The organism is Pseudoduganella chitinolytica, from assembly GCF_029028125.1.
Taxonomy (GTDB): Bacteria; Pseudomonadota; Gammaproteobacteria; order Burkholderiales; family Burkholderiaceae_D; genus Rugamonas; species Rugamonas chitinolytica.
The window spans coordinates 991,040-1,003,868 of the sequence record NZ_CP119083.1 but is presented as its reverse complement, the minus strand read 5'-3'; the positions used below and the strand labels follow the sequence as shown (position 1 = coordinate 1,003,868).

Annotated in this window: 6 protein-coding genes and 1 pseudogene; 1 reads left to right on the top strand and 6 read right to left on the bottom strand. The window is 69.8% G+C overall.

All coding sequences use genetic code 11. The annotated features are described in order from the left end of the window. Positions 1–123 precede the first annotated feature (123 nt). Positions 124–1,059, top strand: coding sequence for a serine hydrolase (locus PX653_RS04415; protein WP_277416707.1), 936 nt, complete (start codon positions 124–126; stop codon positions 1,057–1,059). 574 nt (positions 1,060–1,633) lie between these two features. Here PX653_RS04415 and PX653_RS04410 read toward each other — a convergent pair. The 6 genes and pseudogenes from PX653_RS04410 to recC all read right to left on the bottom strand — a co-directional run bounded on the left by PX653_RS04410 (position 1,634) and on the right by recC (position 12,812). After that, complete coding sequence (locus PX653_RS04410) at positions 1,634–2,491, bottom strand: hypothetical protein (RefSeq protein ID WP_277416706.1); 858 nt, start codon at positions 2,489–2,491, stop codon at positions 1,634–1,636. Position 2,492: 1 nt separating this feature from the next. Next, positions 2,493–2,795 carry a hypothetical protein gene (locus PX653_RS04405; protein WP_277416705.1) on the bottom strand — a complete coding sequence of 101 codons (303 nt, stop codon included), beginning with the start codon at positions 2,793–2,795 and terminating at the stop codon, positions 2,493–2,495. Between the two features lie 125 nt (positions 2,796–2,920). After that, on the bottom strand, positions 2,921–3,610 hold the full coding sequence (locus tag PX653_RS04400; protein WP_277416704.1) for a hypothetical protein: 690 nt from the start codon (positions 3,608–3,610) through the stop codon (positions 2,921–2,923). 98 nt (positions 3,611–3,708) lie between these two features. Continuing rightward, the gene (gene recD, locus PX653_RS04395) at positions 3,709–5,712 is read right to left on the bottom strand and encodes an exodeoxyribonuclease V subunit alpha (RefSeq protein ID WP_277416703.1); all 2,004 of its coding nucleotides are present in this window, start codon (positions 5,710–5,712) and stop codon (positions 3,709–3,711) included. After that, positions 5,709–9,401, bottom strand: a complete 3,693-nt coding sequence (gene recB / locus PX653_RS04390) for an exodeoxyribonuclease V subunit beta (protein WP_277416702.1) — start codon at positions 9,399–9,401, stop codon at positions 5,709–5,711. Before recB ends, recD begins: the two co-directional genes overlap by 4 nt. Further along, positions 9,398–12,812: pseudogene (recC, locus tag PX653_RS04385) on the bottom strand (exodeoxyribonuclease V subunit gamma). The gene recB and the pseudogene recC overlap by 4 nt, the downstream one beginning before the upstream one ends. Positions 12,813–12,829 lie beyond the last annotated feature (17 nt).

Sequence of the window (12,829 nt, the reverse complement as noted above, 5' to 3'; positions counted from 1 at the left end):
GTCTGGACTGGGCAGCGCAACGATGCTATCGTCTGTACTTCGAGTAAGTTGCCGCATGGATAGACGTGGTTCACCGCGATCCATGTGCCGCACTGCGCCCCGATTTCCCCATCTCATGCCAAAATGATCAGAAAATTTGCTGTCGCCCTGCTGCTGTCCTGTTCCGCGGCCGCGGTCGCTGTACCGCTGGGCTCGCAATCCGTGCTGGTCGTCGAAGACGGCACCGGCAAGGTCCTGCTGGAAAAGAATGCCACCTCCGTCGTCCCGATCGCCTCGCTGACCAAGTTGATGACGGCCATGGTCGTGCTGGACGCGAAGCTGGACATGGACGAGCAGATCAGCATCGACCGGCAGGACGTGGACGTGCTCAAGCACAGCACGTCGCGCGTTCCCGTCGGCGCCACGTTGTCGCGCGGCGAGGTGCTGCAGCTGGCACTGATGTCCTCCGACAATCGCGCCGCCGCCTCGCTGGCACGCACGTTCCCGGGCGGCCCGGCCGCGTTCAAGGCCGCCGTCGACCGCAAGGTACGCGCGCTGGGCATGGCGCAGACGCGGATCGCCGAACCGACCGGCCTGTCGCCGGCCAACACGTCGACCGCGACCGATCTCGTCAAGATGGCGACCGCCGCCGCCGCCTACCCGGACATCACCCGCATGACGACGGACACGCGCGAAGTCATCAACGTCAAGGGCCGCAGCGTCGAGTACCACAACACCAACCGCCTGGTCGGTGCCAAGGGCTGGGACATCGGCCTGTCCAAGACGGGCTACACGGAAGAAGCGGGCCGCTGCCTGATCATGCGCATCAAGGCGGCCGGCAAGAACGCGACGATGGTGCTGCTGAATGCCAGCGCCAACTCGGCGCGCATCATGGACGCGCTCAATATCCGCCGCCTGATCACCGGCGACGAAGGCCGCACCACCACCAAGCGCCTGGCCCGCTCGGCGCCCGCCTCGCTGATCAAGGCTTCGGCCGGGCGCCTGAAGGCGTCGAAGGTGTCGAATGGCCGCAAGAAGGCTGCCCCGACGAAGAAGCCGCGCCGCCGCCGCGCGGATTGATGCGTCGCCATCACTGGCCGGCGCAGCGCCGGCAGTAGCACCGCGCACGCCACTCCTCGGCGATATAGCTCCGCATTGGGGACAGCCTCCGATTGTGCGCGAATTGGTGCGCGAATTGGTGACCGCGAATTGGGGACAGCCTCCGATTGCGCGAATTGTGCGAATTGGGGACAGCCTCCGATTCCGACGAATGGGAGGCTGTCCCCAATTTAAGAATGGGAGGCTGTCCCCAATTTTCGCTGTCCAGCGCTATCGCGGCGGCCTTCGCCCATCCAGGATCAACACTTGACGCCCAGGTACACGCCGGTACGGTTCTTCGTGAGCGGCTGCCCTTCCAGCGGATCGCAGCCGCCCCGCCGCTCCGCAATCAGCGAGAAGCGCGCCGAACCGGGCGACGGTGGCGCCTTGAAGTCGTGCGCGAATTGGGGACAGCCTCCGATTCCGCGAATTGGGGACAGCCTCCGATTCCGAGGAATGGGAGGCTGTCCCCAATTTTTGAGGAATAGGAGGCTGTCCCCAATTTTCGCGATTTGCGCTGTGCAGCGCTGTCGCGGTGGCCTTCGCCCATCTGGGATCAGAACTTGACGCCCAGGTAGACGCCGGTCCGGTTCTTCCGCACGGGCTGACCCTCCAGCGGATCGGAGCCGACCCGCCGCTCGGCGATCAGCGAAAAGCGCGCGGAACCGGGCGGCGGCGGTGCCCTGAAGTCGTAGAACAGGTACTCGGCCGTCAGCACGTGCTTGCGGTAGGTTTCCTTGACGCGGTTGCCCGACACGCTGGCGTCGCGCGACACCTTGCCGCTGTAGCTGACGCGGGTGCGGCTGCTGAACTTGGGGAAGAAGTCCAGTCCCAACTCGGCCAGCGCGCCCTTACCGGACCCCGTCGGCACCAGTGCGGGATTGCTCGTCTCATCCGTCTTGGCATAGTAGATGCCCACGCGCGGCCGCAGGAACAGTCCCCATTCGCCCGGCGTGTAGCCAACGCCGAACTTCAGGTACTGGCTGACCAGTTCCGCCGTCGCGCGCGCATAGCTGCCCTCCGTGCCGGCACCGCGGTCGCGGCTCTTGCCCAGCCCCGCGTCGAGCAGCCAGACGTTCTTTCGTTCGAACGCATCGCCGATGGTCGCCCGCAGGCCCAGCTCCACCGCCTTGCGGTCCGTGCTCGTGGTGTCGTCGTCTTCGATGCCCAGCGCGACGAAGGGCTCGACGATGCTGTCCGTGCCCGGCGCCATCGGCTTGAACGTGTACGTCAGCGCCAGCGCAATCGCGGCCGCCGCTTCTCCCGCGTTGCGCGAATAGCCCAGCCGCGCCGGCTTGTTGCTGGTGCCGGGGTCCTCGAACTCCGCGCTCTGGCGCAGCGTCAGCTGGGCCTGCGCGGTAGCGCCGCACAGCAGCAGCACGATGCCCAAGGCTGTCTTCACGGTGCGTCCCATGTCATTCTCCCCCGAATTGTTGGCCCTCGGCGGCCGCGGCGGTCAGGTCGATCGCCCCGCCAACGGTCTTCAGTGCCTCCGTCTCGGTAAAGGAGATCACCCGGCTGGACTGGCCGCCGTGGCGTCGCGCCACCTTGGTCAGCGGTACGTTCAGGGCGCGCTTCATCGAAGCGTCGAAGCCGGACGTAAAGTCCAGCCGCACGGCCTCGACTTCCGCAGCGCCCAGCGCCGCCAGGTCCAGCGGCGACATGAAATCGAGCCCCCGCACGACGTCGCTCTTGATGTGGTCCCGCAGCGTTGCCATGACATCCCCCGTGTTGACGTTATATGTTTGATCATTGTCGTGACAAACTTGATCGAAAGTCAAAAATGAGTGCTGCCTGGAGGTCAAGGTGGTGCAAGTTTGCAACAAGACAGCCGCCAGGGCGCTTATTCATCCATTGCCAGCCGGGCGTCGCGCCCCGTCAGTTCGCCGGCGCTACCGAGCAACAGCACCTCGGGCTCCAGCGCCGCCAGCGCCTGCAGGTGCTCCTCCTCCCTGTCCTCGCGCGAGGTCGCCTCGGCCGGTCGGCCGGCCCGGTACGGCTGCAAGGTATCGAGCAGGTCGCGTACCAGCTGGCGCTCGAGGGGAATGTCGCGCGCGCTCTTCAGTTTGCCCAGCAGCGCCAGGCCGTCGATGGCATCCTGGTAGCCTTCGGCCAGCGCCGCCACGGCGTTGCGCTCGCTGTCGCCCAGCGCGGCAGCGGCGTTGACCTGTACCAGCAGCTCGTCGCCGCGGCTGGCCAGGGTCAGGGCCACCCTGGTGCCGCTGGCGGTGACGATGGCCAGGCTGAAGCGGTTGTCGACATCGGGCGGCAGCACGTCGCTGCCGATCGCCACGGGGCCGCCAGCCTTGAGCGTGTCGAACATGGGGGCTGCCAGGTCCTGGAAGCGCAGGCCAGGCGGTGCGGCGGCAACTGAGGCGTCACCGGCCTGCGCGGCCAACCCTGCGCCACTGAGCGTGACGACGGCCGATGGCGTCGCGGTGCCGGCTGGTGCCGGGGCAGCCGGCTGGCGCAAGGCCGGTGTTGTCGCGCGCAGGGCTGCCGGGAGGGTGGGACGGAATGAGATGGCGGTCATGCTGACTTAACGGCATGATTTGCTGGAAGTTTAGTATTGGTAGGTTTTTCATCGCAGCTTATTGGTAGTCCATGGGAACCCGTGGTGTCAGGTCCCGCCTACCGCAGCAAAGCCTCGCGCAAGCCGCTGGCCCGCTGCGTACGCTCGGCAATGGCCTGGCCCAGCACGTCGGCGTTGGGCGACACCAGCGTGAAGAACTCGCGTGCCCGCGTGATGCCCGTGTAGACCAGTTCGCGCGCCAGCACGGCATTGATTTCGCGCGGCAGCACCATCGCCGTGTGCGTGAACTCCGACCCCTGCGATTTGTGGACCGTCATCGCGAACGCCGTCTCGACGTCGCGCAGGCGCGTCGCCAGCACGCTGCGGATCGCGTCGCCGTCGGCGAACCAGACGCGCAGGGAGCCCGGTCGCAGCGGGTCCGGCAAGGTCAGGCCGATGTCGCCGTTGTAGACGCCGGTGGCGTAATCGTTGCGGGTCACCATCACGGGACGGCCCACGTACCACTCACCGCGGCGGCGGATCAGCCGGGCCGCATCCAGCCGCGCCTCGATGGCCTCGTTCAGGCCGGCCACGCCCCACTCGCCCGCGCGCACGGCGCACAGCAGGCGGAACTGCTCGAAGCGGCGCAGCACCGCGCGCACCCAGCCCGTGTAGTCGCCGCCCCACGCGTCCGGCCCCTCTTTCACCAGGGTCAGGTAATCGCGGTAGCCCTGCGGCGCGCCGGGCCGGCCGTCGACCGCCAGCGCCAGCACGTCCTGCGGCGTGGCCCCTTCGATCCAGTGCACCCGGTCGCCGTGTTCGGCAGGTCCGGCGCGCAGCACCGCGCGCGCGGCGTCCGCGTCGCCCCGGTTGACGGCCAACGCCAGCGCGCCGATCGGCCCGCCGAAGCGGCGGCTCTGGCGCAGCATGACGATGCTTTGTGCCAGCGCACCGCCGTCGCGCGCGGCGAAATCGGCCGGGATGGTTTCGCCCGTGGCGGCCTGCACGTACGCCACCGTCGCCTGGTGGTAGTTGCCGCTTTCCGCCTCGGCGCACAGGTCGCCCAGCACGGCGCCCGCCTCCACCGACGCCAGCTGGTCCTTGTCGCCCAGCAGGACCAGGCGCGCATGGGCGGGCAGCGCCGCCAGCAGCGACGCCATCATCTCCAGGTGCACCATCGACGCCTCGTCGACGATCAGCACGTCCACGTCGAGCGGATTACCGGCGTGGTAGGCAAAGCTGCGCGTGTCGGGCCGCGCGCCCAGCAGCGAATGCAAGGTGCGGGCGGCGCCCATGCGCGCCGCCAGTTCGCGCAGCGGCAGGCTGTCGCCCAGCTTGTCTGCCAGCTCGTCCAGCGCCTGGTCGATCGACTGCTTCAAGCGCGCGGCGGCCTTGCCGGTGGGCGCCGCCAGCGCGATGCGCAGGCCGTGGGCCTGGCCTGCTCCCGCCATCGCGAACAGCAGCGCGAGCAAGCGCGCCACCGTGTACGTCTTGCCGGTGCCGGGACCGCCCGTGATGACGGCCAGGTCGCTGCGCAGGGCGACGGCGCAGGCGATCTTCTGCCAGTCGGGGCCCGCCTCGGGCCTGGCATCGGCGCGCGGTTCGAACAGCCGGTCCAGCCAGCCCCGCACGGCGGCCGCGTCGACCGGGCGCGCCGTGGCCGCGCGGCGCACGACGGAGGCCGCCACCATGGTCTCGTCGCGCCAGTAGCGGCGCAGGTACAGCCGTTCGCCGTCCAGCACCAGCGGCTGGTTGAAATCGAGGTCGCCCACGGGCCAGACCTGCTCGCAGGCCTGCAGCAGGTTGCGCCAGTCGGCCGCCTTCTTCGGCAGCGGCCCGGCCAGCGCGCGCAGCGCCGCCCACTCGCCATCGAGCCAGCCCAGTTGCGCGGACGGGTCGTGCGCCAGGTCGGCCAGCACCAGGCAGCTGTGGCCGCGCCCTTCCAGCTCGGACAGCAGCGCGCTGGCCACCAGCAGCGGCGCGGGCGCATGGCCCAGGGTGGCGACGAAGCGGGCGAATGCCCCGGCCAGCCGGCGCAGCTTGCCCGCCTCCGTCAGCGCGTCCAGCTGCGCCAGGGTGGCGACGCTGCGGGCCGCTTCGGCCTGTGGATCGTTCTTCTTCATGCGTCGTCCGTCAAATCGGCCGGCGCGCTGGCGTGCATCAGCGCATCCAGGCCGTCCAGCAGTTCCTGGTCCGGCGCGATCAGGTAGCAGCCGCGCGTGGCGGCATTGCCGACACCGCGCAGGAACCAGAACACGGCGCCGCCCAGGTGTCGCGCGGGCTCGTAGCCGTCGCCCAGCCGGCTTTGCAGCAGCCGGTGCAGCGCCAGCAGGTAGATCGCGCCCTGCACGTCGTAGCGGTGCTCTGCCATGCCGTGCGCCAGCGCCGCCGTGTGATAGGCGCTGTCGCGCGCACCCAGCGCGTTCGACTTGTAGTCCAGCACCCAGTAGCGTCCCGCGTGCTCGAACACCAGGTCGGAAAATCCCTTCAGCATGCCGTGCAGCGCGCGCTGCGGCAGCGGCGGCCGGGCGATCCCGGCCAGCAGGTGACGGCGGCACAACGCGTCCAGCGCGCCGGTGGCCAGGTGCTCGCTGGGGAACCAGAATTCCATCTCCGGCAGCAGCATGCCGACGTCCTGCAGCGCCGCGCCCAACGGCGGCAACGGGGTAACGACCAGTTCGCGCAGCCAGGCGATGGTGTCCTCCAGCCGGTGGCCCCAGCCGGCCCGCTCGATGCGGCGGCCGATGCGGGCGTCGAAGCTGGCGTCATGGACGCTGTCGAAGCCTTCCTGCGCCAGCCACTCCAGTTGCTCGTGCAGGAAATTGCCGGGCACGGAGCCGCGCGGGAAGCGGTGCCATGGCGCTTCCTGCACCTGTGCCGGCGCACCGGCCGGATCGCTGTCCTCGCCTTCCAGCAAGGTCGCTTCCAGCGCGTCGCGCGGCACCGGCACCGGCGCTTCCACCTGCACGCCGCGCGTCAGCGACGTGAAGCTGCCCACCGACCAGTCGCGCTCGAACTGCGCCGTGAATGGTTCCACCTTCCCAAGCGGGGGTTTGTGCTCGACACGTGCCAGCAGCGTGACCCGCTCCGGCATGCCGGCGGCAGCGACGCCGATCGCGGCGCAGTCGCCGCGCAGGTGCTGCCAGCGCTCCTGCAGCGCATCGGCCGGCAGCGGCGCGCCGCCCGTCAGCAGGTAGCCCAGCGCCGACTCGTGCAGCATGTTGGCGCCCTTGGCCTTGGCCGGCAGCGCCGCCACACCCAGCCACAGGAAGTGGCGCGCGCGCGTCAGCGCCACGTACAGCAGGCGCAGTTCCTCCTCGATCCGGGCCGCCTCCACGGCCGCGTGGGCATCGTCGGACAGCGCCATGTCGATACGGCGTACGCCCTCGCGGTCGGTGTATTCGAAGAAGCTGCGGTTGCGCCGCTCGACTTTTCTCGCCGTGACGGCGAACGGCAGGTACACCAGCGGATATTCCAGGCCCTTGGACTTGTGCACGGTGACGACTTTCACCAGCTCCGCATCGGACTCCAGGCGCAGCACCTGCTCGTCGCTGTTGTCGCCCTCGCCCTCCACTTGCTCGGCCATCCAGCGGATCAGCGCCTGCTCGCCATCGAGTTGACGGCTGGCCGACTGCAGCAGTTCGGCCAGGTGCAGGAGGTTGGTGAGCCGCCGCTCGCCGCCCGGCTGCGCCAGCAGCGCCGCGGGCAGGCCAAGCTCGTGGATGAAGCGGCGCAGCATCGCCAGCACGCCCTGGCGCTGCCAGATCGTGTGCAAGGCTTTCAGCTGCTCGGTGCGTGCCTCCCACGCCAGCTCGTCGGCCGACAGCCGCGCCAGTTCCGCCAGCGGCAGGTTGGCCGTGCGCGTGGCAAACGCCGCCCGTGCGAGGCCGCCGTCGAGCGGGTTCGCCAGGGCGGTCAGCCAGCGCAGCACGTCGCGCGCCTCGTCGCTGTCCAGCACCGAGTCCTTGTCGGACAGGTAGACGCTGGGCACGCGCCGCCGCCGCAACGCATCGCGGATCGCCTTGGCTTCCTTCCTGTCGCGCACCAGGATGGCGATGTCGGCCGGTTGCAGCCGGCGGAAGCCTTCCAGCCCGTCGAAGCCCGTGCCCGGGTGGTTCAGCAGCTCGACGATGTGCTCGGCGCAGTGATGCGCAAAGAAGTCGCGGTAGGCGTCCGCGCGCAGGTCGGGCGCCTCGGCACACGACACCGTCAACGCCTGCAGTTGGCCGTCCACGCCGACCAGCCGCTCCGGCCGCCCCTTGGCATCGACGGGATCGAACGGCAGCGGATTGACGGCGCCCGAGCGGAAGCGGAACGCGCCCTTGTCGAAGCCCTTGTCGTCCGCCAGGCGCTCGGCATGCAGGAAGATGCGATTGACCGCTTCCACCACCTCGCGGGTGGAGCGGTAGTTGGTGCCCAGCTGGAAGTGGCGCCCGGCCGTGGCGCGGCGCGCGGCCAGGTAGCTGTGGATGTCGGCACCGCGAAAGCCATAGATCGACTGCTTCGGGTCGCCGATCAGGAACAGGCCCAGCGCCGGGTCGTTCTCCGCGACGCGGTACAACAGGTCGAAGATGCGGTACTGGCTCGGTGCCGTGTCCTGGAATTCGTCCACCAGCGCCACCGGGTACTGCTGCGTGATGCGCTCGCGCAGCGCCGCGCCGTTTTCCCCCTCCAGCGCGGCTTGCAGGCGCTGCAGCATGTCGGCAAAGCCGAACTGGCGGTTGCGCCGTTTCAGTTCCTCCATGCGCGCCGCGATGACGGCGGCGGCGTGCCGGTACAGCCGGTGCGACAGCGGCTCAATTTCCGCCAGGTCGTCTTTCAGCTGGCGCAGTTCGGCGAATTCGGCCGGCACGTCGCTGCCCTCGTACGCCTCGGCGATGCCGTCCGGCGACAGGCGGTGCCAGCCTGCGGCCGCCATGTCCGGATCGACGCGAGCCGGGTCGGCAGCCCACACGCGCAGGCTGCCGAACCAGCCGGCCAGCCACTTCATCTGGATCTTGCGTCCGTTCAGCAGGCCCGCGTCCTTCTTTTCCTCCAGCCAGATCTCCATCCGTTCGATGCGCTCGATCCAGCCGGCCTTCAGCGCCGCCAGGCGTTCCTGCAGTTCGTGCAGCGTCGCCCCGATCAGCGTGCCCAGCGCCACCGGCTGGCCTTCGCCATCGCGGTGCCAGCTGCCGTCGGCCCGCTTGACCAGGTCGCGCAGGCTGGCTTTCAGGCGGCCGACATCCGGCCAGCAGGCCAGCAGCGCGCCCAGCGCCGGTTCGCGCAGCGGATACACGTGCTGGCGCCAGTAGTCGTGCGCGGCGTCCTCGAACAGCGCGGCCTCGTCGCTGACCAGTTCCTCGTCGAACAGGCTGCCGCTGTCGAACGCGTGCTCGCGCAGCATGCGCTGGCACCACGAGTCGATCGTGAAGATGGCCGCTTCGTCCATCGTCTCGGCCGCCAGCATCAGGCGGTGCGCGGCCTGCTGGCGCGCGCTCTCGCCGGGATACGACTCCAGCAGCGCATCCAGGTAGTCGTCGCCCCCGTCGGCCTGGCCACGGAAGTACGCGGCCGCCTCCACCAGCCGTTCGCGCACGCGGTTCGACAACTCGCGCGTGGCGGCGCGGGTAAACGTCATGACGAGGATGTCGGCCGGCAGCAGAGGGCGCAGGTAGCCGTTCTCGCCGCCGTGGCCCAGCACCAGGCGCACGTACAGCGCGGCAATCGTCCACGTCTTGCCGGTGCCCGCGCTGGCTTCGATCAGGCGCGAGCCGTGCAGCGGGAAGGTCAGCGCGTCCAGCAGCGGTGTGCCTTGCATCCCGTCGCTCATGCGCCCTCCCCGTCGATCGGCTGCACGGTGACGTGCTCCTTCAACCATGCCGCCAGCGGGCCATACAAATCCTGCGCCACGCGCGCATGGTCCGGCTGCGCCGCCAGCGCGCCGTAATCCGGCCACAGGCGTGCCAGGCACTCGTCGCCGCCCTCGCCTTCCAGGTCGAAACCGCCGTCGTACACGGTGCGGGCGTCGCCCCCGTGACCAGCGCCAGGGCCGTGCGGCAGGCCACCGGCAGCGGACCGTCCATGCCGCGGCGCCACTGGGTAACCAACGCGGCCAGCACGGCGCGGGCGTCGTCCCGGTCCAGCGGCGGCATCGTCACGACCGCATCGCGCGCCACCAGCAGCCCGGTGAACGCGGCGCCCTGGGCGCTGGCGGCCAGCTGGCGCAACCACATGCCGAGCAGCTTGTCGCCGCGCGGCTGGCCCGCCTTGTCGAGCGCTTTCGACGACATCTGCAGCAGCCACACGGTCTGCTCGCCGTCGCTGCGCAACTGGTCGATCCAGTCTTCCAGCACGATGCCGTCCAGTTCCAGGCCGACGGGCAGTTTGTTGGCCGGATGGGGTAACGCGCGCGCAGGCGCAGCCAGGCCTGGCGCACCGGCAGCAGGGACTGCACCAGCGTATCGCGCACCTTGTCGCCGATCAGGCCGATGGGCAACACGCCCTCGCGCTGCAGCCGTTCGGCCCGCGCCAGCAGGCCGGCCAGCGCCCTGCCGGCATCCTCCTCGTCTTCCTCGCCCGCATCCTGCAGCAGCGCGTCCTCCAGGTTGTAGCGCTGCAGGCCATCGAGGCCGAACGGCTCTTCGTCCTCGCCGACCAGGGCCGATTCGGTAAATACCACACCCAGGCGCTGGCGGAAGAAGAAGCGCACCGGCTGGCGCAGGAACGCGGCCAGCATCGACAGCTTGAGGCGGAAGCGCTCGTCGATCTCGAACGGCGCCAGCGCCATGCCGGCATCGTCCGGGTTGCCCTCGTCCAGGTGGTGCGCCGCGCGCCACTCGCCCGCATAGGTGCGCAGTCCACCCTCTTCGAAATAGCGCCGCGAGAACGGCTGCAGCGCGTGCTCGGTGGTCCACGCGTGCAGGTCCGGCAGCTGCCAACCCGCCTTCAGGTAGTCCATCAGCTGCGCCACCAGCACGGAGGGCGGCTGCTCGCTGTTGTCGCGCACATTGCGGCCGCACCAGCTGACGTACAAGGTATCGCGCGCGGCCAGCACCGCTTCGAGCATCAGGTAGCGGTCGTCGTCGCGGCGCGAGCGGTCGCCCGGGCGGCCCATGCCGGGCAGCGCCAGCAGGTCGAAATCGAGCCGGCTGGCACGGCGCGGGAAGTCGCCATCGTTCATGCCCAGCAGGCACACGACGCGGAACGGTACCGCACGCATCGGCATCAGGGTGCAGAACGTGACGCCGCCGGAGACGAACTGGTGCTCCAGCGAAGGCTCGTCCAGCGCACCCAGCCACGCTTCGCGCAGCACCGACAGCGGCACCGGTTCGTCGAAGCCGGCGCCTTCGCACGTTTCCAGCCATGCATTCAGCGTGTCGTTCAGCTGGTTCAAGGTCAGGCGGTCGGCTTCCTCGCGCGCGTCGAAGAACGCGGCCAGCAGCGCGCGCGCCTGGTCGCCCCATTCTACTGGCGTGCGGGCCTGCGCCAGCGCGGCGCGCCAGGCCAGCAACTGCTCGACCAGCTGGGCCAGCGAGCCCGCCAGCGCCGCATCGAGGCCGCCCACTTCGCCATACGGCTCGATGTCGCCAAAGGCCGCGCCGGTGCCGCTGGCATAACCCAGCAGCATGCGCCGGATGCCGAAGATCCACGCATTCTGTTCCCCCGCCGGGCCCAGGCCCAGGCCTTCGCGGTGGCGCCGGTCCAGGCCCCAGCGCACGCCGGCGCCCTCGATCCACTGGCCCAGGATCGGCAGGTCGTCCGGGGCCAGGCCGAAGCGCGTGGCCACGGCCGGCACGTCCAGCAGGTCGCGCACCTCGCTCTGGCGGCAGCGCTGCTGCGGCAGGCGCAGCAGCCATTCCAGCGCCACCAGCAGCGGATTGACGCTGCGGTCGTTGACGTCGCCGATCTCGAACGGGATGTGGCGCGCGTCCAGTGCCGTGCGGCCGCGCCGGTACTGGCCGAACACGGCGTGGATGGCGGCCGTGAAGACGTCGATATCGGGCACCATCACGACCACGTCGCGCGGACGCAAAGTCGGATCAGCCGCGAACATCGCCAGCAACTGGTCGTGCAGTACCTCCACCTCGCGCTGCACGCTGTGGGCGACGTGGAACACGATGGAGCGGTCGCCCGGGTCGGGAGCCGGGAAGGCATGTTCTGCCAAGGGCAGCAAGTCGCGCACGGCGCCCTGCAACTGGCGCAGCAAGGTGTCGCCGGCGTCGTCGTTGAACAGGTCCACGCGCAGGTGATCGGTCTCGCCGGCGCTGCTGGATGCTTCGTCGAATTCGTCGAGCATACGGATGTAGTCGCGTCCCTGCCGGCCCCAGCTCGCCAGCAGCGGATGGCTGTGCGCATGCAGTTCTTCCAGCGGCACCGCCGCCAGGTCGACACCGTGCTTCGGCTGCTGGCGCCGGCGCGCCGCGCGCAGCAGGTCGCGCCCGTCGATGATGTCGCCCCAGTAGTAGCGGCACGGGTTGGGCACGGCCACGATCACCTGCGTGAAACGGGCCAGCGCGGCCAGCGCCTGCAAGGTCTGGTACGGCAGTGCCGAGACGCCGAACAGCACGACGCGGCGTGGCAGCGGCAGCACCGGTTGCGCGCCCTGCTCCACGGCGCGCACGAATTCCGTATGCACGCTGGCGCGGCCCAGGGCCCGCTCCTCCTCCGGCACGCTGGCCACGATGGCGCGCCACAACGCGGCCTGCCAGCGCTGCCCTTCCGGCAGCGGGTAGGCCACGCCGCGCGGGCAGCGCATCTGGTCGCGCCCGGCCGCCCAGTCGGCCAGCCAGTCGGCCCGGTACACCTGGTACTGGTCGAACAGGTCGGACAGCCGCTCGGCCAGCTGCAGGCGCCGCTCCGGATCGCCGTCCGCCAGGAAGTGGCGCAGCGGCGCGAACGTTTCCTCCGCCAGCAGCGCCGGCAGCAGCCGCATCAGGCGCCACGCCAGCGGGCTCTTGTCGAAGGCCGAAATGCGCGGCACCCGCTCGCGTCCCAGCATGGCGCGGTAGGCTTGCCACAGGAAACGAGCCGGCAGCGCCACCCGCGTGGCTGCGCACACGCCCATCTCCTCGGCCATGGCGATCTTCAGCCACTCCGCCACCCCGTTCGACTGCACCAGCAGGATATCGGTTTCCAGCGGATCGAGCGGATGGCCGCGCAGCCACTGGAACACGGCGGCGCGCAACTGCTCCAGCTGGTTGCCGTGCAGGATCAAAAGGCCGGGGGAAATGGGAGAGGTCATGCAGCTGGAACGGCTTT